The organism is Curtobacterium pusillum (genome assembly GCF_013359865.1).
Taxonomy (GTDB): Bacteria; Actinomycetota; Actinomycetes; order Actinomycetales; family Microbacteriaceae; genus Curtobacterium; species Curtobacterium pusillum.
In genome coordinates, this window is record NZ_JABMCE010000056.1 from 1 (window position 1) to 26,139 (window position 26,139).

22 protein-coding genes, 1 tRNA gene and 1 pseudogene are annotated in these 26,139 nt (G+C 69.3%); 14 read left to right on the plus strand and 10 right to left on the minus strand.

The annotated features are described in order from the left end of the window. The 11 genes and pseudogenes from HP507_RS03945 to HP507_RS03995 all read left to right on the plus strand — a co-directional run. Positions 1-734, plus strand: a pseudogene (locus tag HP507_RS03945) (hypothetical protein); the annotation flags it as partial. Next, positions 734-1,333, plus strand: coding sequence for a recombination mediator RecR (gene recR / locus HP507_RS03950; protein ID WP_175350552.1), 600 nt, complete (start codon positions 734-736; stop codon positions 1,331-1,333). The pseudogene HP507_RS03945 and the gene recR, both read left to right, overlap by 1 nt. Before the next feature lie 155 nt (positions 1,334-1,488). Continuing rightward, complete coding sequence (locus HP507_RS03955; protein WP_175350553.1) at positions 1,489-2,754, plus strand: aspartate kinase; 1,266 nt, start codon at positions 1,489-1,491, stop codon at positions 2,752-2,754. A 17-nt stretch (positions 2,755-2,771) separates the two neighbouring features. Beyond that, positions 2,772-3,824 carry an aspartate-semialdehyde dehydrogenase gene (locus HP507_RS03960; protein ID WP_175350554.1) on the plus strand — a complete coding sequence of 351 codons (1,053 nt, stop codon included), beginning with the start codon at positions 2,772-2,774 and terminating at the stop codon, positions 3,822-3,824. 132 nt (positions 3,825-3,956) lie between these two features. Continuing rightward, positions 3,957-5,444 (plus strand): malate:quinone oxidoreductase, encoded by a 1,488-nt coding sequence (locus HP507_RS03965; protein WP_175350555.1) that lies wholly within the window; start codon positions 3,957-3,959, stop codon positions 5,442-5,444. A gap of 63 nt (positions 5,445-5,507) precedes the next feature. Continuing rightward, entirely contained in the window at positions 5,508-6,602 is a 1,095-nt protein-coding gene (locus HP507_RS03970) for an Rv2578c family radical SAM protein (protein ID WP_175350556.1), read from the plus strand. A 156-nt stretch (positions 6,603-6,758) separates the two neighbouring features. Continuing rightward, positions 6,759-7,985: a sensor histidine kinase gene (locus tag HP507_RS03975; protein WP_175350557.1), complete on the plus strand. Its 1,227-nt coding sequence runs from the start codon at positions 6,759-6,761 to the stop codon at positions 7,983-7,985. Then, positions 7,982-9,190 (plus strand): hypothetical protein, encoded by a 1,209-nt coding sequence (locus HP507_RS03980; RefSeq protein WP_175350558.1) that lies wholly within the window; start codon positions 7,982-7,984, stop codon positions 9,188-9,190. The genes HP507_RS03975 and HP507_RS03980 overlap by 4 nt, the downstream gene beginning before the upstream one ends. Further along, positions 9,177-9,878 (plus strand): response regulator transcription factor, encoded by a 702-nt coding sequence (locus HP507_RS03985; protein WP_246328609.1) that lies wholly within the window; start codon positions 9,177-9,179, stop codon positions 9,876-9,878. Before HP507_RS03980 ends, HP507_RS03985 begins: the two co-directional genes overlap by 14 nt. Continuing rightward, complete coding sequence (locus HP507_RS03990; protein ID WP_175350559.1) at positions 9,878-10,504, plus strand: thymidine kinase; 627 nt, start codon at positions 9,878-9,880, stop codon at positions 10,502-10,504. Before HP507_RS03985 ends, HP507_RS03990 begins: the two co-directional genes overlap by 1 nt. A gap of 181 nt (positions 10,505-10,685) precedes the next feature. Further along, the gene (locus tag HP507_RS03995; protein WP_175350560.1) at positions 10,686-11,735 is read left to right on the plus strand and encodes an LLM class flavin-dependent oxidoreductase; all 1,050 of its coding nucleotides are present in this window, start codon (positions 10,686-10,688) and stop codon (positions 11,733-11,735) included. 13 nt (positions 11,736-11,748) lie between these two features. Here HP507_RS03995 and HP507_RS18310 read toward each other — a convergent pair whose 3' ends face one another. From HP507_RS18310 to HP507_RS04040, 9 genes are all read right to left on the minus strand, one after another. After that, on the minus strand, positions 11,749-12,375 hold the full coding sequence (locus HP507_RS18310) for a response regulator transcription factor (protein WP_175350561.1): 627 nt from the start codon (positions 12,373-12,375) through the stop codon (positions 11,749-11,751). Beyond that, positions 12,372-13,400 carry a sensor histidine kinase gene (locus HP507_RS04005; protein ID WP_175350562.1) on the minus strand — a complete coding sequence of 343 codons (1,029 nt, stop codon included), beginning with the start codon at positions 13,398-13,400 and terminating at the stop codon, positions 12,372-12,374. The genes HP507_RS18310 and HP507_RS04005 overlap by 4 nt, the downstream gene beginning before the upstream one ends. An 80-nt stretch (positions 13,401-13,480) precedes the next feature. Next, the gene (locus HP507_RS04010; protein ID WP_217508472.1) at positions 13,481-13,987 is read right to left on the minus strand and encodes a hypothetical protein; all 507 of its coding nucleotides are present in this window, start codon (positions 13,985-13,987) and stop codon (positions 13,481-13,483) included. Positions 13,988-14,031: 44 nt separating this feature from the next. Further along, a complete protein-coding gene (locus HP507_RS04015; RefSeq protein WP_175350564.1) occupies positions 14,032-16,344 on the minus strand; it encodes a glycoside hydrolase domain-containing protein in 2,313 nt (770 codons plus the stop codon). 3 nt (positions 16,345-16,347) lie between these two features. Beyond that, positions 16,348-17,379 (minus strand): hypothetical protein, encoded by a 1,032-nt coding sequence (locus tag HP507_RS04020; protein WP_175350565.1) that lies wholly within the window; start codon positions 17,377-17,379, stop codon positions 16,348-16,350. 250 nt (positions 17,380-17,629) lie between these two features. Continuing rightward, positions 17,630-17,703, minus strand: a tRNA-Pro gene (locus HP507_RS04025). A 171-nt stretch (positions 17,704-17,874) separates the two neighbouring features. After that, a complete protein-coding gene (locus HP507_RS04030; protein WP_217508473.1) occupies positions 17,875-18,225 on the minus strand; it encodes a peptidoglycan-binding domain-containing protein in 351 nt (116 codons plus the stop codon). A 103-nt stretch (positions 18,226-18,328) separates the two neighbouring features. Then, positions 18,329-19,282, minus strand: coding sequence for a metallophosphoesterase (locus tag HP507_RS04035; protein ID WP_175350567.1), 954 nt, complete (start codon positions 19,280-19,282; stop codon positions 18,329-18,331). Further along, entirely contained in the window at positions 19,279-21,840 is a 2,562-nt protein-coding gene (locus tag HP507_RS04040; RefSeq protein ID WP_175350568.1) for a transglycosylase domain-containing protein, read from the minus strand. Before HP507_RS04040 ends, HP507_RS04035 begins: the two co-directional genes overlap by 4 nt. Positions 21,841-21,890: 50 nt before the next feature. On the opposite strand from HP507_RS04040, the gene HP507_RS04045 reads away from it, so the two are divergent. Both HP507_RS04045 and HP507_RS04050 read left to right on the plus strand, forming a co-directional pair. After that, complete coding sequence (locus HP507_RS04045) at positions 21,891-22,049, plus strand: Sp36 family protein (protein ID WP_022907077.1); 159 nt, start codon at positions 21,891-21,893, stop codon at positions 22,047-22,049. After that, a complete protein-coding gene (locus HP507_RS04050; RefSeq protein ID WP_175350569.1) occupies positions 22,046-22,507 on the plus strand; it encodes a RidA family protein in 462 nt (153 codons plus the stop codon). The genes HP507_RS04045 and HP507_RS04050 overlap by 4 nt, the downstream gene beginning before the upstream one ends. 74 nt (positions 22,508-22,581) lie before the next feature. On the opposite strand, the gene acs is transcribed toward HP507_RS04050, so the two are convergent. Beyond that, a complete protein-coding gene (gene acs, locus HP507_RS04055; RefSeq protein ID WP_175350570.1) occupies positions 22,582-24,546 on the minus strand; it encodes an acetate--CoA ligase in 1,965 nt (654 codons plus the stop codon). Between the two features lie 573 nt (positions 24,547-25,119). On the opposite strand from acs, the gene HP507_RS04060 reads away from it, so the two are divergent. Continuing rightward, complete coding sequence (locus HP507_RS04060) at positions 25,120-26,118, plus strand: TadA family conjugal transfer-associated ATPase (protein WP_175350571.1); 999 nt, start codon at positions 25,120-25,122, stop codon at positions 26,116-26,118. Positions 26,119-26,139: the final 21 nt, after the last annotated feature.

A 26,139-nucleotide genomic window follows, 5' to 3' on the forward strand; every position in this document is an offset into this window, starting at 1 on the left:
CCCCAGCCCCCGCCGCGACGCCGGGGGGCTCGCGACAGCGGGACGCGACCGCCCAGCGCGATTCGTCCGTCCAGTCGGAGGCGCCCGCCCAGCCGGACGATGCCCTGCAGGACGCGCCCGCTCGCCGTGAGGCGCCCGCCGGACCGGACACGTCCGCGCAGCAGCCGTCGACCGCGCCGGCAGGACCCGCGACACCGGAACCGGCCGGCGCTCCCGTCACCCAGTGGGCAGTCGCTGCGATCCCCTCGACCGACCCGACCGCGGGCGCCGCGTCCGAGCACGCCGAGCCCTCCTGGTCGGCGCCGTTCGGCACCACCGACACCGGCGAACCCGTCGCCCCCGTGCAGACGGTGTCGGACCCGACGGCGGACGCGGCCCTCGCGGCACAGCTGCGCCCCGCGTCGTCCCTCGGTGCCGGCGCACCGCAGGCCGCGCCGACGACGGGAGCCGTGCCTCTGGGCTCCGACGTCCCCGTCGACGACTACCCGCTCGACGACGACCCGTACGGGGACGGCGAGCCCTACCCGGACGCCGCGGCGCCATCGCAGCCCGTCGCGCAGCCGCGGGCGGCCCCGTCCCCGGCCCCGGCCTCGGCGCCGCAGCAGCGGCAGGCAGCACCGATCCCGCAGGTCCGTCGGACGCCAGTGGCGGGCCGCTACGGCGAGGCCGTCGTCCGTGAGATCCTCAACGCCCAGTTCATCGAGGAGACCTCCCTCCACGAGGAAGGCGCCTGATGTACGACGGCATCGTGCAGGACCTCATCGACGAGTTCGGTCGCCTCCCCGGCATCGGACCGAAGTCGGCGCAGCGCATCGCGTTCCACATCCTCCAGACCGAGTCGTTCGACCCGACCCGGCTGTCCGAGCTCCTGGCGGACGTCAAGGAGAAGGTCCGCTTCTGCGAGATCTGCGGCAACGTGACCGAGAACGTCCAGTGCAGCATCTGCCGTGACCCACGTCGGTCGCCTGCGGTGATCTGCGTGGTGGAAGAGGCGAAGGACGTCGCCGCGATCGAACGCACGCGCGAGTTCCGTGGGCTGTACCACGTGCTCGGCGGCGCGATCAGCCCGATCGACGGCATCGGCCCCGACGACCTCCGGATCCAGCAGCTCATGACGCGCCTGGCCGACGGCACCGTCGACGAGGTCATCATCGCGACGGACCCGAACCTCGAGGGCGAGGCGACGGCGACGTACCTCAGCCGACTGCTCGTGCCGATGGGCATCCGGACCACGCGCCTCGCGTCGGGCCTGCCCGTCGGCGGTGACCTCGAGTACGCGGACGAGGTCACCCTCGGTCGCGCCTTCGAGGGCCGCCGGGTGGTCGGCGGCTGACGAGCGGCCGAGGCGGCCGACGCGTCGACGCGGCCGGAGTGCTCGCGCAGGATCCTTGCGTCTGCGCCCGCTCGGACGCAACATCCGCGAAACACCGACTACCATTGTCAGACCGCGTCACACTCGCGGAACCGTCGTCCCGGGAGTACCAGCCAGTGGCCTTGATCGTGCAGAAGTTCGGTGGATCGTCCGTCGCGGACGCCGAGAGCATCAAGCGCGTGGCGAAACGGATCGTCCAGACGAAGAAGGCCGGCAACGACGTCGTCGTGGCCGTCTCGGCGATGGGCGACACGACTGACGAACTCGTCGACCTCGCGCACTCCGTGACGCCGATCCCCGCCGGTCGAGAGCTCGACATGCTGCTGACGGCCGGGGAGCGCATCTCGATGGCGCTGCTCGCGATGGCGATCAAGAGCCTCGGGGTCGAAGCCTCCTCGTACACCGGCAGCCAGGCCGGCATGCTCACCGACGCCCAGCACGGCAAGGCCCGGATCGTCGACGTCACCCCGAAGCGCGTGCGCGAGGCGCTCGACGCCGGCCACGTCGCGATCGTCGCCGGCTTCCAGGGCTTCAACCGCACGACGGGCGAGATCACCACGCTCGGTCGTGGTGGGTCGGACACGACGGCCGTCGCCCTCGCGGCAGCGCTCGACGCCGACATCTGCGAGATCTACACCGACGTCGACGGCATCTTCACCGCCGACCCGCGCGTCGTGCCGAAGGCCAGGAAGGTCGACCGCATCACGAGCGAGGAGATGCTCGAACTCGCGGCCTCCGGCGCCAAGGTCCTCTACATCCGCGCCGTCGAGTACGCCCGTCGGCACGGCGTCACGCTGCACGTCCGCTCGTCCTTCAGCAACGCCGAGGGAACCATCGTCTACAACCCTGCAGAGGGGGAAACCGTGGAAGAACCGATCATCACCGGCATCGCCGGAGACCTCTCCGAGGGCAAGATCACCGTGGTCGGGGTGCCCGACACCCCGGGCAAGGCGGCGGAGATCTTCACGATCGTCGCCCGCGCCGGCGCCAACATCGACATGATCGTGCAGAACGTGTCCGAGGCGGTCACCGGCCGCACGGACATCTCGTTCACGCTGCCGAAGGACCAGGGCCAGGGCGTCCTCACCGCGCTCGAGGTGGCGAAGGCCGACATCGGGTACGAGGGCATCCAGTACGACGACCAGATCGGCAAGCTCGCCCTCGTCGGCGCCGGCATGCGGACCAACGCCGGCGTCTCGGCCGCGCTCTTCCGCGCCCTGCACGAGGCGTCGATCAACATCGAGATGATCTCCACGTCGGAGATCCGCATCTCGGTCGTCACCCGTGCCGACACCCTCAACGAGGCGATGCGCGTCGTGCACAACGCGTTCGGTCTCGACGCCGACTCCGAGGCCGTCGTGTACGCCGGCACCGGCCGCTGACCCGTCAGGAGCACTGCATGAGCACCCTCACCGTCGCCGTCGTGGGCGCCACCGGCCAGGTCGGCGCCGTGATGCGCCGCCTCCTCGAGGAGCGCGCGTTCCCAGCCGACCGCGTCCGGTTCTTCGCGAGCGCCCGGTCCGCCGGCACGACCCTGCCGTTCCGCGGCGAGCAGATCGTGGTCGAGGACTCCGAGACCGCCGACCCGTCCGGCATCGACATCGCGCTGTTCTCGGCGGGAGCCACCGCCTCCCGGGCACTGGCGCCGAAGTTCGCCGCAGCCGGCGCGCTCGTCGTCGACAACTCCAGCGCCTGGCGGATGGACCCCGAGGTCCCGCTCGTCGTCAGCGAGGTCAACCCGCACGCGATCGACGAGGCCCCGAAGGGCATCATCGCGAACCCGAACTGCACGACGATGGCGATCATGCCGGTGCTCAAGGTGCTCGACACCGAAGCCGGGCTCCGTCGTCTCGTCGCGACCACCTACCAGGCGGTCTCGGGGTCGGGGCTCGCCGGCGTCGAGGAACTCCTCGGCCAGGCGAAGGCCGCGCTCGAGCAGGACACCGCGGCGCTCACCCACGACGGGTCCGCCGTGACGTTCCCGGAGCCGGTCAAGTACGTCCGGCCGATCGCGTTCGACGTCGTTCCGCTCGCGGGCAGCATCGTCGACGACGGCTTCGGTGAGACCGACGAGGAGAAGAAGCTCCGGAACGAGAGCCGCAAGATCCTCGAGCTGCCGGACCTCCTCGTCGCTGGCACGTGCGTCCGCGTCCCCGTCTTCACCGGGCACTCGATCTCGGTCAACGCCGAGTTCGACCGCCCGCTGACCCCCGAGCGGGCGACGGAGCTCCTCGCCGACGCTCCGGGCGTCGAGCTCGCCGATGTCCCGACGCCGCTGCAGGCCGCCGGCCAGGACCCGTCGTTCGTCGGTCGCATCCGCGCGGACCAGTCCGCGCCCGAGGGTCGCGGTCTCGCCCTCTTCGTCAGCAACGACAACCTCCGCAAGGGCGCCGCGCTCAACGCGGTGCAGATCGCCGAGGCGATCGTCGCACGGCGCACCGTCGCCGCGTAGCCCACTCGCGCGACCAAGAGCGCGACCAAGAGCGCGACCAGGAGACGGACTGGAGGCGCGGTGCGGGCCCGCACCGCGCCTCCAGTCCGTCTCATGCGTGAGTCCACGTCCGCGCGCCGCTAGGATCGTGGGGTGGCAGTGAAGCAGGTGGACCCCATCGACGTCGTCCTGGTCGGGGGAGGGATCATGAGCGCCACCCTCGGCGCGATCATCCACCGCCTCGAACCCACCTGGAAGATCCGCGTCTACGAGCGCCTCGGCACCGTCGCCCAGGAGAGCTCGAACCCGTGGAACAACGCCGGCACCGGCCACTCCGCGCTCTGCGAGCTGAACTACACCCCCGAGCTCCCGGACGGTCGTGTCGACATCGCCAAGGCGGTGAACGTCAACGAGCAGTTCCAGGTGTCCAGGCAGTTCTGGTCACACCTCGTCGAGACGGGTGTCCTCCCGGAGCCGTCGAACTTCATCAACCCGACGCCGCACATCTCGTTCGTGTGGGGCGCCGACAACGTCGAGTACATGCGGAAGCGTTACGAGGCGATGAAGGACCACCCGCTGTTCGCCGGGCTGGAGTTCTCCGACGACCCGCGGCAGATCCGGCAGTGGGCGCCCGCGCTCATCCCGGGCCGGAAGAAGGACCAACCGATCGCGGCGACGTACTCGGCGGCGGGGTCCGACGTCGACTTCGGATCGCTGACCAGGCAGCTGTTCGACCAGCTCGAGATCGACGGCGTCGAGTTCGAGCCGTCGCACCAGGTGACGAAGCTGACCCGTTCGAAGGTCACCGACGGATGGGTGCTCGACGTCCGGAACGAGGTCGGTCGGTCGACGCAGCGGATCGCCGCGAAGTTCGTGTTCGTCGGCGCCGGTGGTGGGGCGCTGCACCTGCTGCAGAAGTCCGGCATCCCGGAGATCCGCGGGTACGGCGGGTTCCCGGTGTCGGGCGAGTTCCTCCGTACCGACGACCCCGAGGTCGTGCAGAAGCACGCGGCGAAGGTCTACGGCAAGGCCAGTGTCGGTGCACCGCCGATGTCGGTGCCGCACCTCGACACGCGCATCGTCGACGGCCACGCATCGCTGATGTTCGGGCCGTACGCCGGGTTCAGCCCGAAGTTCCTCAAGCAGGGCTCGCTGCTCGACCTGTTCAAGTCGATCCGGCCGCACAACCTCCGCCCGATGCTCAGCGTCGCGTTCTCGAACTTCGACCTCGTGCGGTACCTCATCGGGCAGCTGCTCGCGTCGAAGCAGGCGAAGTTCGACGCACTGCGTGACTTCATGCCGAGTGCCGAGCCCGGGAACTGGCACCGGATCACGGCCGGGCAGCGTGTGCAGGTCATCAAGCCCGACAAGGACAAGGGTGGTGTACTGCAGTTCGGCACCGAGGTGATCACCTCCGCTGACGGCTCGATCGCGGGTCTGCTCGGGGCGAGCCCCGGGGCCTCGACCGCCGTGCCGATCATGTTCGGCCTGCTGCGGAAGTGCTTCCCGGACCGCTGGGGCCGGTGGGAAGAGGCGGTGCGCGTGATGGTGCCGACCTACGGGCAGGACCTCGGCAGCGATCCGGAGCTGGCGGACGAGACGCTCGAGCGCACGGCCAAGGTCCTCGGGCTCCACCACTGACGCAGCGCCGCCCGCGGGGCGCGCTCGCTTGCGTCCCGTTCGAACGTGTGTTCGAATGGCGACATGCGATGGAGTGGGCAGGCGATAGACGCCTCGCGGAGCGATGCGCTCCCGGGGCTCGAGTCGAACAGCGGGTTCGTCCGCAGTGTGACGACGCCGGAGTTCGCCGGCGTGACCTTCCACGAGGTCCTGGCGAAGAGCGCCCTGAACCGCGTTCCCTCGGCGGACGGCAGTGGGACCTACGGCTGGACGATCAACCCGTACCGCGGGTGCAGCCACGCGTGCGTCTACTGTTTCGCCCGTCCGACGCACACGTACCTCGAGTTCGACGGGGGAGCGGACTTCGACCAGCAGATCGTGGTGAAGACGAACGTGGCCGACGTCCTGCACCGCGAGCTCGCGAAGCCGAGCTGGGACCGCCACCCGGTCGCCCTCGGCACGAACACCGACCCGTACCAGCGCGCCGAGGGTCGGTACCGGCTCATGCCCGGCGTGATCCGGGCGCTCGCCGACTCGGGTACACCGTTCAGCATCCTGACGAAGGGCACGCTGCTCCGCCGGGACCTGCCCTTGCTGGTCGAGGCGGCACGATCGGTGCCGGTCGACCTGGCGATGTCGATCGCGGTGTACGACGACGAACTGCAGCAGCAGGTCGAGCCCGGGACGCCGACGACGGCCGCACGGCTCGCGACGGTGCGCGCCATCCGCGACGCGGGCCTGGACTGCTCGGTGTTCCTCATGCCGGTGCTGCCGTACATCACCGACACCCGCGCGCACCTCGACGATGCGATCGGACGAGCCGCGGCCGCCGGCGCGTCGAGCGTCATGTACTCGGCGCTGCACCTGCGTCCGGGGGTCAAGCCGTGGTGGTTCGCGTGGCTCGAGCGCACCCGACCGGACCTCGTGCAGCGGTACCGCTCGATGTACCTCGACAACACGTACGCGCCCAAGGACTATCGTCGGTGGCTCGCCGAGCGGGTGCGCCCGATCCTCCGCGCGCACGGCATGGTGCTCGGCCGGGTGGACCCGGCCACGGGGTCGATGGGGTTCTCGAACCGGTCGAGCACCGCGTCGAGCACGCCCCTCAAGCGCGCGGACCCGGGCTTCGACCACCGGCTCCCGGCCCGAGTGACCCCGGCGGTGCCGACGCTCTTCTGAGTACCGGCCGGTCCGCGTCCGGGGGACACCCGGAACGCCGCAGTGCCGGTATCATCGAGCGGGTCGCCGACCGCTCCGACAATCGGGGTACATGATCGCGCCAACGGTGGTTGGATCGTGGGCGGCGTTCCCACTCGTCCGGAAGGACCACCACCCGTGCTCGGCATCCCCACGCATCTCGCTCCGCGAGTGAACGCGTGGTCGACGGTGCGGGCCTTCCACGCTGCTGCCATCGGCTCCCTCGCGGCCGCTGCGATCGTCCTGTTGCTGTACCGCCTGGCCGAACCCGACGTCCACGTGGTCGGAGCCGTGCTGGCGCTCCTCCCGATGCTCGGCATGATCGCGGTGCACGTCCAGTTCGGCACGTGGAGGTCCGCGGTCGCGTTCCTCGTGGTCGGCGGCGTGTGCGCCTGGTGGTTCGCCGTCGTCGTGCAGCGCGAGGTGCCGGCGGGATGGGTCGCGTCGTACCTGCTCTCGCTCGCGATCATCCCGCTCGTCCTTGTCGGCGGTGCTGGTGCGGTCGCCGGCAGGGTGGCTCTCTGGTCCATCGGTGGCTTCCTGGTGGGTCGGGCCGCGACGTCCATCGCGATCGCGCAGGAGGGTGGCCCCGTGCACCCGCTCATCCTGGCGTGGGCGACCCTGGCGTTCGTCATCGCGCTCGTCCTGTTCACCAGTCGCAACAGCGCGCGCTCCGAACGGGTGCAGCCCGAGCTCCTCCGGTCAGCGCGTGAGGAGCACGTCTCCGCGTACCGCGCCGGGGTCGAGGCCGAGGCCGCCGCGATCCTGCACGACACCGTGCTCAACCACCTCGGGGCGATCGCGCTGGCGCCGGACGGCCCGATGGACCCGCAGCTCGCGCGGACGGTCGAGGCCGACGTCGCGATGCTCATCGGCAAGGAGTGGCTGTCCGCCGGGGCTCCCTCGGCGCGACCGGAGGCGGATGTCGCCGTGCAGGCCTTCGAGCGGATGGTGGACGACCATCGTGCCCACGGTCTGGACGTGGCCGTGACGGGTGACCCGTCCGCGCTCGCGCGGCTCGACCAGGCGGCGATGACCGCGGTCCTGCGCGCGGTCGGCCAGTGTCTCGCGAACGTCCGGAAGCATGCGGGCACGGACGCGGCCGAGGTGAGCGTGTTCGACGACGGCGTCGCGTGCACCGTGATGGTCGTCGACGACGGCCGTGGGTTCGACGAATCGGCGACGAGCCCGGACCGGATGGGGCTGCGCGGCTCCGTGCGGGAGCGGATCGGCCGTGTCGGTGGGGAGGTCCAAGTCTGGTCGTCGCCCGGCTCCGGCACGAGCGTGATGATGTCCGTCCCCTACGGCGCGGTGACCGGGACCGTGCAGGTCATCCGGGCCGACGGCTCGGAGGCGGACCGGTGACGCCGCGCGACGCGGCCCGCACCGCCCAGCAGTACGACCCGCTCGGCGTGATGGGGTCCCGCCCGTTGGCCATCGTCCTCGCCGCCAGCGGCGTCCTGTGGGCACTGCTCGTGTCCGTCTTCGACCGCGACATCGTCGGCAGCCCGACCCTGAGCGCGCTGACGGTGCTGCTCATCGCGGCGTCGGGGGCAGTGGTGCTGGTGGCGTCGAGTCCTTTCCGCGCACCGTTCCCGCGGTGGGCGTTCGTCCTGCACGTGGGGCTGCTCGCCGCGGCGACCGTCACGAGCGTCGCAGCGCAGTGGGGTCCGGACCGAAGCCCTCTGAACGACTTCATGTCCCTGCTCACGGCGACCGGCATCGTGATGACGGCGCCGTACCGCCCGTGGGTCGACCTCGCCGTCGGCGGGCTCGTCCTCGCGGTCGTCGCGGGTGCCGCTTGGGGAGCGGGGGCAGCGGCCTTCCCGCACCACGTCCCGATCGGTGTCGCGGCGTTCCTCGCGGCGGCCCCCACACTCGTCCTGACGGCGGCGTCGGCGGTGTTCGCGTGGACGTTCGCCGGGCTCGCCGAGCGCGTGCAGATCCGGGCGGGGTCGTACTCCGTCGAGCGCGCGGAGCGGGACGGCATCGCCGCGAGCGTGCAGCAGGACCGCTCGACGATCCTCGCGCGGGACGTCGCACCGTTCCTCGCCGAACTCCGCAGCCGCGAGGTCGTCACCGACGCCGACCGGGCACGGGCCCGCAGCATCGCCGACGGCATCCGCCGCTCGATGGTCGCCGACGCGGACCGGACGTGGTTCGAGCAGGCGGTCGCGGTCGAGGGTGGCGCCGGCGCCGTGGTCGACGACCCGGACGGCCTCATCGCGACGCTCGACGCCGATCAGCGGACGGTGGTCCGGACGTTCCTGCGGGCCGCGCTCCGCGCCTCCACGGTCGACCCGGCGGGCTTCCGCGCGACGATCAGGCGCTCGACCGCCGCCGACGGCACCGACGGCGCCGGACCGGCCGGCCGCCCGGCGTCCGGCCGCCGTCCGACGGCACCGTGCCGCGTCACCGTCGCGATCGACCTGGTCGTGGCGGACTCCGACGTCGGCATCCACCGCACCTTCGACCCGTACTTCGCGGTCCTGCGCGTGACGTTCCCCGATCTGGACGTCGCGGTCCGACCGTCCGCCCTCGCACTAAGGTTCTCGTATGACCAGCACTGACCCGAGCCGGATCACGGAGGGCACGCCCGCCCTGCCGAACCCGGGGACACGACGCGTGCGGCTGGCGATCCTCGACGACCACGAGGTGCTGTTGGACAGCCTGTCGAGCTGGATCGCGGTGAACGCGTTCGACTTCGACCTCGCCCTCACGGCCCACACGTGGCTCGAGATGGTGCACAGCGAGAACTTCCCGACGGACCTGGTGTTCCTCGACTTCCAGCTGAAGGAACCGGTCTCGATCGAGGCCCGCGTGCGCACCTGCCGTGCCGCCGGCGCGAAGGTCATCGTCCTGTCGAGCGTCGACAGCCGCGAGTCCCGCGACCGCGCCCTCGCCGCCGGCGCCGCGGCGTTCCTGTCGAAATCGCTCCCGATGCGCGAGGTCATGGACGTCGCGCGCGAGATCATGGGAGTCGCCCGCGAGACCCCGGCCCAGCGCGACTGGCGTCCGCTGCCGACCGGGGCGAACGCGCACCAGCGGCCGAAGCTCAGCCACGGTGAAGAGGAAGCGCTCCGCCTGTACGTGTCGGGCTACTCGACGAACGAGGTCGCCGCGCAGATGAACGTGCAGTACGAGACCGCGAAGACGTACCTGCGTCGCGTCCGCGAGAAGTACAGCAAGGTGGGTCGTCCCGCCTCGAAGAAGTCGGACCTCATCCGTCGCGCCGCCGAGGACGGGTTCCTCGCGTAGTGGCGAAGCTCTACTTCCGCTACGGCGCGATGAACAGCGGCAAGAGCACAGGGCTGCTGCAGGCCGCCTACAACTACGAGGAACGCGGGCACCGGGTCCTGCTGGCGAAGCCGTCGGTGGACACCAAGGGCGACCGTGAGATCGTGTCGCGACTCGGTGTGACCCGCACGGTCGACATCGTGTTCTCGCCCGACGCCGACGTCCGTGCCGCAGTGACCGAGGCCGGTGCCACCGACCCCGAGTCGGCCCGCCTCGACGGCATGGTGCGGCCGGTCAGCTGCGTGCTCGTCGACGAGGCCCAGTTCCTCACACCCCGACAGGTCGACGACCTGCTCCGGATCGCCGTCCTCGACGAGACCCCGGTGATCACCTACGGCATCCGTACCGACTTCCGTACCGAGGCCTTCCCCGGCAGTGCACGCCTGCTGGAGGTCGCGCACTCCCTCGAGGAGCTCAAGACGATCTGCCGCTGCGGCCGGAAGGCGGTCTTCAACGCCCGCAAGGTCGACGGCCGCTTCGTCTTCGACGGATCCCAGGTCGCCATCGACGGCGTCGACGTCACCTACGAGTCGCTCTGCGCCAACTGCTACCTCACGGAGTCCGGCGGGCGTCTCGACGGCGACTGACGGCTCGCGTCCCGTAGGCGCGACCGTTTGACGGCCTGGAGGTGGGCCCCACCAGCCGGTACCGGCGCACCGCGCCAGCGGGGTGACGGCCGTGCCTGGAGGGACGGTGCGGGCCCGCCCCGCGCCTCCCGGCCTCCTCGGTGCCAGGAATGCACGTGTGCCGGCCGGCGTTGGCGACCACATGAGCGACGCATCCGTGCACCTGTCCGTCCTCGATCTGGCCACCCGCGAGTACGGCCAGTCCAACACCGAGGCCCTGCAGGGTTCCATCGACATGGCGGTGCACGCCGAGAAGCTCGGTTACGAGCGCTTCTGGGTCGCCGAGCACCACGGCATGCCGGGGATCACCTCGTCCGCGCCGGCGGTGCTCCTCAGCGCCGTCGGTGCCGCGACGTCCACGATCCGGATCGGCTCCGGTGGCGTGATGCTGCCGAACCACGCGCCGCTCGTCGTCGCGGAGCAGTTCGGTACGCTGCGAGCGCTCTACGGCGACCGCGTCGACCTCGGACTCGGACGTGCGCCCGGCACCGACGGCGCGACCGCCATGGCGCTCCGCCGCACGGACCGGCTCGACGTGGACGACTTCCCCGACCGTCTGGCCGACCTGATCGGCTTCTTCACCGGGATGGACTCGTCCAACCCGCTGTCCCGTATCCGCGCCGTCCCCGGGTACGGCGACGTGCCGGAGTTCTGGCTGCTCGGGTCGTCCGGGTACAGCGCGCAGGTCGCCGGCGCGCTCGGCGTCTCGTTCGCGTTCGCGCACCACTTCGCGTCGGACAACACCGAGGCGGCGCTCGCGCTCTACCGCGACTCGTTCCGACCCTCGCGCTTCCGGTCGGAGCCGAACGCGCTGATCGGCGTGCAGGTCGTCACCGACGAGGACCCCGCGGTGGTGTCCGAGCAGTCGGCACCGGGGATGATCTCGTTCATCCGGATGCGGCAGGGTGCCAAGCCCGAGCCGGTCTCGATGGAGGAGGCGCGGGCGTACGAGTTCAACGACCTCGAACGGCGGTTCATCGCGGCGAGGACGGAGCGGCAGGCGTACGGGAACACCGACGAGGTCGCGGCGAAGATCAACGCCCTCGTCGCGTCGACCGGCGCGGACGGCGTGATCGTCGCTCCGGGGGCGGCGCAGGCGCGGTACCGGCACCAGGCGCTCGACGTCGTGGCGTCGCTGCACGCCGCCGGGCGGCTCGTGCGCTCGGGGGCCGGCGCGGCGACGTCGGTGTAGGCCGAGCGGACGCTCAGTCCATCAGGCCGAGCCGTGTCGCGGCCGTGATCGCGGCGACGCGCGAGCTGACCTCGAGCTTCCGGAAGACGTTGTAGACGTGTCGTTTGACGGTACCCACAGCCAAGCCGAGGTCCGACGCGATCTCGGCGTTCGTGTGAGCACGCATGATGAGCCGCAGCACCTCGAGTTCTCGATCGCTCAGCAGCGCGGCCGAGGGAAGGCTCAGTCGCTCCGGTTCCGGCGATGCCGAAACTCGTGAACGGCCCGAAGCAGCACGGATGATCCGCTCGATGAGCTCGCTGCTCGGCGTGGTCTTGGTGACGAAGTCCGCTGCACCAGCCGCGAGCAATGTGCGTCGGAGCACCGCGTCACGGTGCATCGTCAGTACGACGACTGCGATGTTCGGCCGCGTCCGACGCAGCGAGGCGATCGTCGTCCGAGCGGGAGGGCCGTCGAGCTCGACGTCGAGGAGCAGTACGTCGATGGCCGCGGCTTCCACCGTGGTGAGGACGTCGGCTGGCCGAGCGCCGTGCGCCACGACCCGGATCTGGGGCCGCGCACAGAGGATCGAGGCGAGTCCCTCGCGGAACAGATGGTGATCGTCGACGATCGCGACGTGCACCACACCGAAGTCGGTCACAGGGCGCCGATCGGGATGGAGACCGAGACAGCGGTCCCCTTTTCCGGCCGACTCGTGACCGAGAACCCGGCTCCGATCAATGCGGCCCGCTCCTGCATCGTTCGACGTCCCAGTCGCCCGCTGGTCTCCTCGTCTTCGTCGAACCCCGGTCCGTCGTCCGAGACGGTGACGGTGACAGCGGTCGCCGACCACTCGAAGTGCACGGTCGCGGTCGAGTCCGGCGCGTGCTTGCGCCAGTTGGTCAGCGCCTCCAGCAGGATCGTCAGTGCTTCCTCGGATTTCCAGCTCGGCAACGGCACCGGTGTCCCGCGCGAGCTGATCGAGACCGCTGCTTCCTCCGGGAAGAGATCCGCCAGGTGACGAGCCAGCGCGGAGTCGAGGAGGTCGTCCCCGACCCGCGCATGCAGCGCCACCGCGAGGTCTTGCACCTCGCTGAGCGCGGCGCGGAGGAGTCGTGCCGCGTCCTCGAGGTGCCCGACACCCATCGGTGCCGGCGGATCCGTGAAGAGGACGAGGTCGACGCGCTGCACGCCGGCGATGATCGCGTGGGCGATCCGATCGTGGAGATCGCGGGCGATCTGCGTCCGCGAATCCAGGTGCGCGCTGCTGGCTCGCTGCCGGAGCGCTTCGGTGTACGCGATCGCGCCGGCCGGGAAGCGGTTCCAGATGCCGGCGTGGAGCGCGCGGGTGGCCCGCAGGATGTCGGGAGCATCCACCGCGCCGACCTCCTCCACGAAGATCGGGAGGTAGGCGTCGAAGAGCATCTCCGCTGCGAGCATCGCCCCGGCAGGGTGCTGCGCCTGCTCCGCGTGCAGGGCACCCGTAGCGAGGTGAGCGGGGTCGAGGAACGCGTCGCTCACGATGCTGGAACCGGCGCCTGCGGCGTATCGGGCGTGCGCCTCGCTGATCATCGAACTGACGTTGTCTTCGAGGCTCTGCGCCATCACCGGATCCGCAGCCAGTTGGGGGAATCGAGCCTGGATCTGTTCGGCTATCGCCGTGAGGTGGTCGGTCGAATGTTGCATGACACGGTCAGGCTACCCGAACGGACGGCCCGGCACGAGATCGGCGAACGTCCTCGGCATGCACCTTGATCCCCCGGGCGTCACTGCATCCACGGCATGCTCGGGTCGGTCATCACCATGAGGGCAAGCAGGCAGACGGGCACAGTCGTGACAGCAGCGCACCGAAGCGAGCGCTGTCGGACTCCACGCTCGCTCCCGGCGATGGCCATCATCACGAGCCCGGTCGCGTACTCCAAGTGGAGGCTCCAAGCGAAGACATGCGACCGGAATGCCGACCAACTGTGCCACGGTGGCTGCTCCGGGAAGAAGCCCGGCACCACGACCACGAGTAGTGCGAACGCGGACAGCGACCACCCGACGATGAGGGCGCCGCGGGCAACGCGGCGCGGAGTCCACCGCCGGAGACCAGCGGTTGCGAGGGCCGGGATCACGACGATGGCCACGGAAACCAGTCCGTAATGCAAGTATGCCGGCGAGGTCTGTGCAGGCTCGGCGAGCTCGAGGGGGAGGTGGACCCAGGCCAGGTACGCCGCGACGAGGATCGCGGTCGGCAGCAGGGCGATCATGACCGATGAGGTGATGGTCAACAACACGCCTGCGAACCGGTGCACAGAGCCCTCGCTCGCTGCATTCATGCAAGCCCAGCCATTCGGAGGAGCTTCGCCGAGCCAGAGTCGACGATCGACTGCAGCTGTTTCTGGTCCGGGCTGCCGTCGAGGCCGAGGAAAACGGTCCGTGGCAGGGACGAGATCGGCCACGGACCGACGAAGACATCCCGGATAGCAGCCTTGAGGATGTCCGTCGTCGCTTCGCTGGTCACGGCGAAGCGCTCCTGGAGGAAGAGCCGCAGGATGGAAGTGTCGTCGTGCGCCGCGGATCGGACGGCACGGTGTGCGTCCACGAGATTTGTCCCTGCATGCATACGCCGACCGAGCAACCAGCCCTCGGCGTCCGCGAGAAGATCATCGTAGGAGAATCGCCCGCTTGTGCCGCCGAGGTATTCGGTGACGTACTCGTCGGCAGTTTTTCCGACACCGAGCGAGCCGTAGTCCGCCCACATGGTCAGCAGGTCAGCGCTCCACCCGCCGAGATCCCCCGCTGTACCGGTTCGAGCGCCCGCGCTATCGCCCCAGATGCACACACCGTTCGCGGTCGCCGCGAGGTGTTGGATGTCTCCGTCGAACGAAGTGAGCGACTCGGACACAGGCCCGGCATCGAGATACAGGTCTCCACGCGCGAGCCCCCACTTCTCGCCGTACACACCGGCGGACGTCTCCGGCAGCGGGGTGTAGACGGTCCACATCTTGTCGTCGTATTCGCCGGTCTGGAGGTACCAGAGCACCATCTGACCAGCCTTGTTGGGAGGAAGCAGGGGCTGGCGGCTCAGCGCGCGCTCGGCCAGGACGGAGAGTCGTGTGAACTCGAAGGATGTCTTCCAGACGACTTCGTTGTAGCTCGGAGGCAGGGCCACTTCACTGCCGCGGACGGGTTGTGCGCTGGGGGACACGGCATTGCGGTCGAGGTTCCGGTCGTGAAGCTCTTGGATCTGGTTGTAGGACCATCCCTGGGGCATGGGGTACGCCAGATTCCCGGAGTAACCAGTCGACATTCCGCTCACCCAGATCGCATCCGCCCAGCCGCTTCGGTAGACCCTGTCCGCGATGTACCGCGTTGCGTAGATCCCCACCCTGTAGGGAACGTTGACCGACAGGTCGAGGCCCGCGCGTACCCCGGCGAAGTAGTTCTTCAGGATGCCGTCGACCTCGGTGGCGAACGCGTCGTAGTCGACAGGGAAGAAGATCACGGAGTCGCGGGGGAGGCCCAACTGCCGGGCACGCATAGCAGCCTGGTACCCCTGGGTGTAGCCGATCTCGTACGTGAAGTACTGCGCTGCATTGTTGTAGTTCTGCATGATCGGAATCAGCGAGAATCCCGCGGCGAAGAGCCGCTCGAGCTCTCCTCGTGCGATGCTCTTGGCTTCGACGGTCAGGTACCGGCCGATCACCGTGTAGCCCTCAGAACGGAGCTGGGTCGCGAGTTCTTGCGTGACCTTGGTGGTGGTGTCGATCCCGGTGACCGCTCGGTTCGGATTGCCGGTGCTCACGAGCAGCGCCGCCCAGGTGTCGAAGTCGCCTCTCCCATGGGCGTCGAGGAGGAGGAATTGCTGGAAGGACGTCGTTGCAGTCCGCGTCTTCTCGTCGAAGGTGCCGTTGCGTGTCACGGAAAAGCCGTTGAACAGCAATGCTATCTGGAAGAGCGACACCCATGCTTTCGCGCCGTCGACACTTCCCGCTGCAACCGACGCCTGTGTCTTGAGTCCTGACTGGGTTCCGGGGCCGAAATTCCCGTTCGCGACGGAGTCCGCCATGCCGAGCTCGAACTGGATACCGAACATGAAACCGTACTGCACGTCTCGGCTGTACAGGCCGTCGCACGGTACGAGCCGGTACGTGGAATGCGCCGCATAACGACCGTTGATCCATTGTTGGGCGCGTCGGACTGGATCGGTTCCGCCTCCCACGATGACGTACGCGTCTAGCGTGAGCAGCGAGCGCATCAACTTGGCGTTGACCGTGCCGTCGGACCGAAGGCCGAGTTGTGTGTTGATGGAAGCGACCGAACTCGTCACTACCGACGTCCACTTCCCGAACTCGACGTCCCCCGAGTACCCCTTGCACCACAGCGCGCACTGCAAGATGCCGACCACCCCCACGTTCTTGGTCGATGGGGACAGCGTTCCGATCTTCGACGAGAAAGCCGCGGACGTCCCGTCACCGAAGTTGTTCGAGAGAGCGGTGATGCCCAGCTCGTGCTGGAGTGCCCTGGTCAGCGCGTACATGGTACCCCAGCCCGTCACCCCGTCCTCGGCGATCGTCTGGTAGCCGGAAACGTTCCGGTAACGGGAGTTGAGCCACGCTTGTGCTTTCTGGACCCAGATGTCCATGGGTCAGATCCTTCCCGTGAATGTGTCCTCTGCCAGCGGCAGTCCGCCGGGAGCGTTCGCGGTCGCCGTCTCTCGTCCTGTGCGTCGTTGCATCCCGCGGCTCGCCCTCGGTGCAGTGCAGCTCACTTGCGCGTACGTGAGAGCGCGGGCTCGGACGCCAGGGGACGTCCGACCCGTCTCGACTTCGAGCGTGAACGTGGTCCCAGCGGGAAGGTCATCCTCGATCGTGGCGATGGTGTTCCGCGCGCCGCCTGCGATCTGCTTGCTCGTCTTCGCGGTCGACTGAGCAGCGTCGGGGTCCGCGGCTGGGTCGTCAGGTGTCAGAGGGGCCGGAATCACGTCCGACACGCCCGCCAGAACAGCATCGGTCGTGATCGTGATCACGGTTCCCCTCGGAACCGGGCCAGGACCCGTGCTCGAGACGACGACGATCGACGGTACCCAGTAGCGGGATCCATCGCTCACCTCTCGAGCCACCCACCCGACATCCGTACTGAGTCCCCACGCGACTCCGCTGGCTTCGTCCATCGGAACCTCGAACGTCGAAGTCGTGCTCTGGCTCCCGTTGAGCAGCTCCAGTGTGGGGGCGATCGAGGGGCCGATGTTCTCGTGCGGATACTCGACCGCACTTCGCAGAGGAAGGTGAACCGACGCGCCCCCGCCGACCGATCCACCCGGCATGTCGAACCGAATCGCGCCCGGCTCCTTCGTGATCGGGAGGCTGACGATCGTTGTGCCATGGACCATGACTGCTGAATCGCCAGTCCATTCGACGAAACGCTCATCGAAGCGAAGGACAGCCGTGGTCCTTCGACCGCTGCCCGATGCAGCGAGCGTGAAACTGCTGGGCACAGGGTTCGAATGGCTGCGTGAGAAGTCGGTCGCAAACGTCCGAACCGCAGTCGCGAGCAACGTTGGTTGTGTGGTGACTGCGCTCGCTGGACTTGGCGTCCGCAGCGCCGTGAACGCGACGGCACCGGCGCTGGCGAATCTGAGTGCGGCCCGCCGTGTGAGTGAAGCTGTGAGGATCTGCATGGCGTGCCTCACGCTATTTTGCGGAGGGACACGTGCTGATACCGGTTCCTCATTATGTGTCTCCATGCACAGCGCGTTGCGTGCTCATGACGCAGGCCACCAGGGCAGCGCAGCCGAAGAGCAGCCCAGACCGTTTTTGAGGCCGGCCGGAGTTCGCGACAATCGGCGATCGCCGTGCCGATCAAGCTCACGAGAAAAGAAGAAGCCCGGGTCGACATGACCCGGGCTTCAACACTGTCTCAACACAGTGTCGGGGTGACAGGATTTGAACCTGCGACCTCCTCGTCCCGAACGAGGCGCGCTACCAAGCTGCGCCACACCCCGTGGTGTGATCACTTCTCTCAAAGCGACAGATCGAGTCTACACGACCCCATGGGTAGTTCTGACCATCCGGCTTCCGCCCGAGCGTCCCGCAGCGACTTCGGTCCGGATCATCAGCCGCCGCGGTCTGGGAACCACGGCGGGTGGAACCCCTGACCACGGCGGCTGCTGTCGTCAGTACAGGCTGCGGCAGCCGGCGTTCTTCTGCGCGGTGCTCCAAGAGGGCCCATCCAGCGGCACGCAGAGGTACTTCCAAGTGTTCGCCCCGACGATGCCGTCAGCAACGAGCCCGGCGCTGCGCTGGAAGTTGACGATGTTCTGCTTAGTCTGCGGACCGAAGATTCCGTCAGCTGGGAGAGCCTGGATCTGCTGAATGTACTTCACGCAATTACCGGTTGAACCCTGACGGAACTGACTCGTGACACATCCCGAAGCCGCGTTGGCGGCCGACGCTGTGCCGAGGCTCATTCCGATCACTCCCGCAGTAGCAACCGCGGTCAGTCCGATACGGATCAGCTTGTTCACTTCGTTCTCCATCTCATCGTCGCCCGGCGGTCGGGCGTTGTGAGTCTGCCTGGAGACGGTCGACGTTCCGAGTCCTGGAGGCTCAGTGTGTCGGAGGGTGTAGCTAGGACCTAGCAGTCAGCGTGACGACGACGGCCTCAGGGCGGCAGGAGAACCGCAACGGTGCGTAGATCGACGTGCCGAGACCGGCCGACACCTCGAGCCACGACCAATGCCCGCGGTGCTGCCACTTGTGCAGCCCGCTGACGTAGCGGCGCGGGAGGTCGCAGTTCGTGACGAGCGCACCGACGCCCGGGATCTGTACCTGGCCGCCGTGCGTGTGTCCCGCGAAGACGATGTCCGCGCCCTGGGTGACGAACGCGTCGAGCACCCGGCGGTACGGCGCGTGGGTGATGCCGATCGCGACGGGGGAGGGGCCGTCCTCGTCCTCGGACCAGGACACCTCGCCGCGCATCTCGTCGACGTTGGTCGGCAGCAGGTCGAGACGGTCCCAGTCCCGGTGGGCGTCGGACGTGCCGAACAGCTCGAACCGCGACCCACGGACCTCGATCGCGTGCGCGCGGTCGTTCACGTCGAGCCAGCCGAGCGACTCGAAGAACGCCGTCTGACGGTCGATGTCGAGCTCGACCGGGCGCCGCTCGGAGTGCATCCGGCTCGGGCCCGAGAAGTACTTGAACGGGTTGCGTGGTGAGGGGCCGTAGAAGTCGTTCGACCCGTACGCGAAGGCTCCGGGCACGCCGCGGAACGGCTCGAGCGCGTACTCGACGGCCGCGTTCGCCGTCGGGTGGCCGAGATTGTCGCCGGTGTTCACGACAAAGTCCGGCTCGACCAGGCTCAGGTCGCGCAGCCACTGCTGCTTGTCGGCCTGCCATGGCGCCATGTGGATGTCCGAGAGGTGCAGGACCACCACGTCGCGCGCCCCCGGCGGGAGGACCGGGACGGTCTCCCACCGGATGCCGAAGCGACGGCGCTCGACCAGCGTTCCCCACGCCGCCGTGGCGGCACCCAGGGCCGCGCCCGCAGCGAGGACCCCGAGCCCCGCGCGGCCACGGCTCACTTGCACTTCTCCGGAGCCTTGCCGTCCTTGTCGCCGTACAGCGTCAGCGTCACGGCCGAGTCTTTGTTCGCCGCGGCGTGCACGCCCGGGTCCACCGCTGCGACCCGGCACTCCTTGTCGCCGCCGCCCTTCACGTACGACTTCGAGATCGTCACGTTCGTGAAGCCCAGCTGGTTGAGCTTCGACCGGGCCGTGTCGAGGGTGGCACCCGCGATCGCCGGCATCGTGATCTGCGATCCATCGGAGGTGTAGACGGTGACGCTCGAACCGCTCGACAGCAGGGAGCCCGCCGCCGGCGACGACGAGGTCACCGTGCCTGCCTTCTGGACACCGGGCTGGGCGCCCCCGTCCACGTAGGTGAAGCCGGACGCGGCCAGTGCCGCCTTGGCGTCGGCGGCGCTCTTGCCGGTGACGTCGGGCACGGCCTTGCTGTTGCCGCGGAGGGCAGACGAGGACGGGTCGGTGAAGGGGCCGGCCGGGTACAGCGCGTTGAGCGGGGTCTGGGCCTGACGCCACACATCGGCGCGAGCACCGGCGTAGGTGCCGCGCACACCGTTGTTGTAGTGACGGAGATTGTTCTTGCCACCGTCGGTGTTGCCCTGCCAGTAGGCGGTGGCCACGCGCGAGCTCGAGCCGACGAGCCAGATCTGGTCCGCGTCGTCGGTGGTGCCCGTCTTGCCGAACAGCTGCGTGCCGTCGGCGGTCTGCGCGCCGACCGCGGTGCCGCCGGAGATCGTGCCCTTCATGGCGTAGATCGCGGTCTGTGCCACGGTCGGGTCGAGGACCTGCTTGCACGCCTTCGGCTGGCCGCCGAGGCTCTTGCCCTCAGCGTTGGTCACGTTGTCGATGGCGATCGGAGCGCAGTAGGTGCCGTTGTTCGCGATGCCAGCGTACGCCGCGGCCATCGTCAGCGGCGCGATGTTGTTGGTGCCGAGGATCGATGACGGGTAGGAGTTGAGCTCGGTCTTGTCGTCGCCCGAGTGGACGCCGAGGTCCTCGGCGGTCTGCTTGATGTCGCACAGGTCGAGCTTCGCGGCCATCGATGCGAATGCGGCGTTCACCGAGAGCGCCGTGGCGCGAGCGACGGTGTAGTTGCCGGCCTCGCCCGCCGAGTCGTTCTTCGGGTTCCACGGGTTCGTGATCGTCTCGCCGCAATGCTGCCAGACCGACGTGTTGTGCGGTGTCCCGTTGACGGTCTCGTTGAGACCGTGACCGGCTTTCAGCCAGTCGAGCAGTGTGAAGACCTTGTACGTCGAACCGACCTGAAAGCCGATGCCGCCGCCGTACTTCTTGTCCACGCTGTAGTTGATCGAGGTCGACGTCGGCGGGGACTGCAACGCCTGGTCGTAGTCCTTGTTCTGCGCCATCGTGAGGATCCGGCCGGTGTTCACCTCGACCGAGTCGAGCGCTGCACCGAGCTTGAGGGCGGTCTCGGCCTTGTTGTCGTAGGTGTTCAGCACCTGCTTCTGCTGGGCGTTCGCGTCGATGTCGAGCGTCGTCTGGATCTTGTAGCCGCCGTTACGCCAGGCGGTGTCACGCTCCTTCTGGGTGGCACCGAGCTGGGACATCTCCTTGACGACCTGCACCGCGTAGTCGCAGAAGAACTGCGACCCGTCGCCGACGGACGCTTTGCAGCCCTGCGCCGGCTCGGTCAGGTGGACGTAGTCCTTCGGGCTCGACGCGACCGCCTGGTCGTACTCGGCCTTCGTCAGGTGCTTCTGCGCGTACATCGACTTGAGGATGACGTTGCGGCGAGCGACGTTGGCGTCGTAGTACTTCGGGTCCGACAGGTTTCGCGTGTTCGGCGACTGCACGATCGCGAGGATCGAGGCCGCCTCGGCCGGGGTGAGGTCGGTCGCGCTCTTGTTGTAGTAGTGCTGCGCCGCAGCCTGCACGCCGTAGGTCTGGTCGCCGAAGTACGCGATGTTGAGGTACCCGGTGAGGATCTCCTTGTGGCTGTACTTCTTCGCCAGCCCGATCGCGAGCTTCATCTCCTCGAGCTTGCGGGGGATGGTCTGCTCGACGGCGTCGTTGTACGCCTTGAGACGCTCTTCCTGCGTCGGGAGCTCGAGCGCCTGGTTCATCTTGATGTTGCGGACGAGCTGCATGGTCAGCGTCGACCCACCGCCCGATTCGCCGAGCCCGCCGGCGAGCGAACCCACGCCCGCGCGGATGAGCGACGTCATGTCGACGCCGCCGTGCTCGTAGAAGCGCTTGTCCTCGCCGTCGATGGCCGCGTTCTTCAGCTGGTCGCTGATCTGGTCGAACTTCAGCTCCTGACGGTTCTGGTCGTAGACCGTCGCGAAGTGCACCGACTTGCCGCCCTGGTACGCGTACAGCTCGTTGCGCTGCGGGAGGTCACCGATCTCGATGTACTCCGGCAGGGACTCGAACACGCCGATCGTCGACGTCGTCGTGACCCCGGCCACCGCGATCGCGGGGGTGACACCGATCGTGACGAGCAGACCGGCGAGCACGCTGAAACCGACGAAACCGACGAAGGCGCCGACTGCAGAGACGGGCTTGGTCCGCGAGGCAGACGTCTTCTGGGCAGACATAGGATGCAGCCTAAACGACACCGCCGACTGAAAGGCTGGCAAGGATCTCCATGACTCGCTGGGAATACCTCACGACCCCGTTGATCATCCACAACACCACCGCGATCCTCAACAACTTCGGGGACGAGGGCTGGGAACTGGTCCAGGTCGTCACCGGCCCCGAGGGTGGTCTCGTGGCCTACCTCAAGCGTCCGAAGGCCGACGCGTGAGCGTCACGGACCGGCTCGCCGAGCTCGGGCTGACGATCCCGTCGGTGGCCGCTCCGGTCGCCGCCTACGTGCCCGCCGTCGTCACGGGTCGGTACGTCTACACGGCCGGCCAGCTGCCGTTCGTCGACGGCGCGCTGCCGGTGACCGGCAAGGTGGGCGCGGACGTGGACGCCGAGGCCGCCAGAGCCGAGGCACGGACGGCCGCGCTGAACGCACTCGCCGCCGTGCAGTCCGTCGCCGGCTCGCTCGACCGGGTCGCTCGGGTCGTGAAGGTGACCGTCTTCGTCGCGTCGGACCCGTCGTTCACCGGGCAGCCGGGCGTCGCCAACGGCGCGTCGACGCTGGTCGGCGAGGTCTTCGGCGACGCCGGCGTCCACGCGCGGAGCGCGGTGGGCGTCGCGGTGCTCCCGCTGGACGCGCCGGTCGAGGTCGAGCTGGTGGTGGAGCTCACCGACTGACGGACCGTCAGCAGCGCACGTCACGCGAGCCGCGCCTCCAGTCCGGACTGGAGGCGCGGCTCGCGCGTGCAGCCCTACATCAGATCCGCGATGGTCGCCATGATCGTCGGGTCGGCCAGCGTCGTCGTGTCGCCGATGCGGCGACCTTCGGCCGCGTCACGGAGCAGACGGCGCATGATCTTGCCCGACCGCGTCTTCGGCAGTTCGGGGACGATCACGACCTGACGGGGCTTCGCGATCGCGCCGATGCGCGTCCCGACCCAGTTGCGGAGCTCCGCGGTGGTGGCGTCGCGGTCGACGCCCTCCGCCGCCTCGGCGGTGAGGATGACGAACGCGACCACGGCCTGGCCGGTCGTCTCGTCGGCGGCGCCGACGACGGCGGCCTCGGCGACGCCGTCGTGCCCGACCAGGGCGGACTCGATCTCGGCGGTCGACAGTCGGTGACCGGAGACGTTCATGACGTCGTCGACCCGGCCCTGCACCCAGATGTCGCCCTCTCCGTCGAGGCGGGCGCCGTCCCCGGCGAAGTAGCGACCGGGGAACCGCGACCAGTACGTCTCGACGAACCGGTCGGGGTCGCCCCAGATGCCGCGCGCCATGGACGGCCACGGTTCGGTGATCGTGAGGTAGCCGCTCTCGCCGGGGTCCGCACGGTTGCCCTCCTCGTCCACGATCTCGGCGACGATGCCGGGCAGCGGGGTCTGCGCGGCGCCGGGCTTGAGCTTGGTGACGCCGGGCAGGGCGGAGATCATGATCGCGCCGGTCTCGGTCTGCCACCACGTGTCGACGATCGGCGTCCGGTCGTGGCCGATCACCTGGCGGTACCACTGCCAGGCCTCGGGGTTGATCGGTTCGCCGACACTGCCGAGCAGGCGGAGGGTCTCGAGGCTGCGCGCCTCGGGGATCTCGCGGCCGGCCTTCATCGCCGCCCGGACCGCGGTCGGCGCCGTGTAGAGGACGGTGACGCCGTAGGCGTCGACGAGGTCCCACCACCGGCCGGGCTTCGGCTCGTCCGGGGTGCCCTCGTACAGCACCTGGGTGACGCCGTTGGCGAGGGGACCGTAGACGACGTAGGAGTGCCCGGTGATCCAGCCGATGTCGGCGGTGCACCAGTAGACGTCCTTCTCCGGGTGCATGTCGAACACGTTCCTGTGGGTGTACGCCGCCTGCGTCAGGTAGCCGCCCGACGTGTGCACGATGCCCTTCGGCTTCCCCGTCGTGCCCGAGGTGTAGAGGATGAAGAGCGGGTTCTCGGCGGGGAACGCCTCGGGGGTGTGCTCGGGCTCGGCCTTCGCGAACTCGTCGTGCCACCACAGGTCGCGGTCGTTCCAGGCGATCTCGTTCCCGCCGCGCTTGACGACGAGCACGTGCTCGACGCTGTCGGTGCCCTCGCCGGTCAGTGCTTCGTCGACGGCGGGCTTGAGCGGGGACACCGCGCCGCGTCGCCAGCCGCCGTCCGCGGTCACGACGAGCTTCGCGCCGGCGTCCTCGATGCGGGCGCGGAGGCTCTCGGCGCTGAACCCGCCGAACACGACCGAGTGGATCGCGCCGATGCGGGCGATCGCGAGCATGGTGACGACGGCCTCGGGGATGAGCGGGAGGTAGACGACGACGCGGTCGCCGCTCTCGACTCCCAACGCCTCGAGCATGTTCGCGGCGCGCTGCACGTCGGCGGTGAGCTCCGCGTAGGTGATCCGCCGCGTGTCCCCGGGTGCGCCCTCGAAGTGGATCGCGACGCGGTCGCCGTTGCCGGCACGGACGTGGCGGTCGAGGCAGTTCTCGGCGACGTTGAGCGTGCCGTCGGCGAACCACTTCGCGAACGGCGCGCCGGACCAGTCGAGGGTCTGTGTGAAGGGCGTCCGCCAGTCGAGGAGTGCGCGGGACTGTTCGGCCCAGAACGCCTCGCGGTCCGCCGCGGCGGCCTCGTGCAGATCCTCGTGGGCGACCGCGTCCGCGACGAACTCGGGCGGCGGCGGGAACGTCGCCCCGTCGTCGTGGGCTCCGTCGTGGCGGGGGTCGGTCTGGGTCGGAGCGGACATCGATGTCCTTTCGCGTCGTTGCGGCAGGGGTGCAGTCGGAGACTACCCCTCGGGCTGCGGGCGGTGCGGCCTGCCCGGCGTCGGGCGCGGCGCGCCCGGAAGTCACGTCGGGGGTTGCCCAGGAGGGCCGATCATGGGGTACAGTGGTTCCTGCTGGACTCGTTTCCGGCGGCAACGGTTCGGATTCCCCCCAATCCACCGATGTCAAGGCGGCACCTGTTCCCCCCAACCGGTGCCGCCTCTTCTGTTTTCCGGAGCGGGTTCCGCGTCGACGAGCTGTTCTGCGGCCCGGTCCGGCACGTCGATCCGCACAGGCATGCCGAACGGTGGACAGACCTGTCCATGCTGGTGCATGGAACGAGTGTCGGCTCGACGCTCGTGGTGTTGCTCTCACCAACTGTGGAGCGCGCGTGTCCGAGGCGTCCGGACGTCGCAGCACGGTCGGACACCGAGCGGGGTACGGGTTTGTGGTTCGGGGTACAAAACAGCCCGTTGCTGCGGACCGCCGGATCCGTCCACAGCTGTCCGCGTGTGTTCCGCGGGTCGGCCGAACGCTCCCTACTGTCTCGTCGCATGCGCCGACACCGTGCCGACACCCCTTTCCTGCCGGGCAGCGTGCGCCCCACCCGCGCCCGCGACGTCGCCGCTGCGGAGTTCGAGGAACTCGCCGCCCTCGTTGCCGACGCCACCGTCACCGACGTCCTCGTGGTCGGCGGCCGCGGCACGTGGGTCGACCGGGGGCGTGGGCTCGAACGGGTCGCGCCCGAACTGCCCGAGCGGCGGGTCCGCGACCTCGCGACCGAACTCGTCGCACGCGGGGGGCGACACGTCGACGAGACCACGCCCTGCGCCGACGTCCGCCACGGTGACGGCATCCGGGTGCACGTCGTCCTCGCACCCGTCGCCGTCGGGGGGACGGCGGTCTCGATCCGGCTGCCGGCGCCCGGGCTGCCGACGCTCGCTTCGCTGGACGCCCTCGGCGCGTTCTCCCGGATCCCGCGGTCGGTGGTCGAACGTGCTGTCGAGGAACGCCGCAACGTGCTCGTCACCGGCGCGACCGGGAGCGGCAAGACCACGATGCTCGCCGCCCTGCTCGGCGCCGTCCCGCCGGACGAACGGATCGTCACCGTGGAGGACGTCGCCGAGCTCCGGATCGACCACCCGCACGTCGTCGGACTCGAGGCACGGCAGGCGAACGCCGAGGGTGCCGGAGCCCTCGGACTCGACCGGCTCGTCAGAGAGGCCCTGCGCATGCGTCCGGACCGAATCGTGGTCGGAGAGTGCCGCGGGGCGGAGGTCCGCGAGCTCCTCTCCGCGCTCAACACCGGGCACGACGGCGGGGCGGGCACCGTGCACGCGAACGGCGTCGCGGACGTGGCCGCGCGGCTCGAGGCGCTCGGTGCGCTCGCCGGGCTCGGTCCCGAGGCGCTCGCACGGCAGGCCGTCAGCGCGTTCAACCTGGTGCTCCACGTCGAGCGGCGGGGCGGGCGGCGCCGGCTCGGTGCGGTCGGCGAGCTGCGCGTCGGGACCGACGGGAGGCTCGTCGTGCGCCCGGTGGACCGGCCGCGGTGACGCGGTCGGGCGGTTCGGGCC

What these genes read in the sequence shown, in the direction of transcription:
- HP507_RS03960 (WP_175350554.1), top strand. Translation starts at nt 2,772, where the DNA reads ATGAGCACCCTCACCGTCGCCGTCGTGGGCGCCACCGGCCAGGTCGGC.
- recR (WP_175350552.1), top strand. Translation starts at nt 734, where the DNA reads ATGTACGACGGCATCGTGCAGGACCTCATCGACGAGTTCGGTCGCCTC.
- HP507_RS04060 (WP_175350571.1), top strand. Translation starts at nt 25,120, where the DNA reads ATGCGCCGACACCGTGCCGACACCCCTTTCCTGCCGGGCAGCGTGCGC.
- HP507_RS04020 (WP_175350565.1), bottom strand. Translation starts at nt 17,379, where the DNA reads ATGCAGATCCTCACAGCTTCACTCACACGGCGGGCCGCACTCAGATTC.
- HP507_RS04005 (WP_175350562.1), bottom strand. Translation starts at nt 13,400, where the DNA reads ATGCAACATTCGACCGACCACCTCACGGCGATAGCCGAACAGATCCAG.
- HP507_RS03985 (WP_246328609.1), top strand. Translation starts at nt 9,177, where the DNA reads ATGACCAGCACTGACCCGAGCCGGATCACGGAGGGCACGCCCGCCCTG.
- HP507_RS03995 (WP_175350560.1), top strand. Translation starts at nt 10,686, where the DNA reads ATGAGCGACGCATCCGTGCACCTGTCCGTCCTCGATCTGGCCACCCGC.
- HP507_RS04045 (WP_022907077.1), top strand. Translation starts at nt 21,891, where the DNA reads ATGACTCGCTGGGAATACCTCACGACCCCGTTGATCATCCACAACACC.
- HP507_RS04015 (WP_175350564.1), bottom strand. Translation starts at nt 16,344, where the DNA reads ATGGACATCTGGGTCCAGAAAGCACAAGCGTGGCTCAACTCCCGTTAC.
- HP507_RS04040 (WP_175350568.1), bottom strand. Translation starts at nt 21,840, where the DNA reads ATGTCTGCCCAGAAGACGTCTGCCTCGCGGACCAAGCCCGTCTCTGCA.
- HP507_RS03970 (WP_175350556.1), top strand. Translation starts at nt 5,508, where the DNA reads ATGCGATGGAGTGGGCAGGCGATAGACGCCTCGCGGAGCGATGCGCTC.
- acs (WP_175350570.1), bottom strand. Translation starts at nt 24,546, where the DNA reads ATGTCCGCTCCGACCCAGACCGACCCCCGCCACGACGGAGCCCACGAC.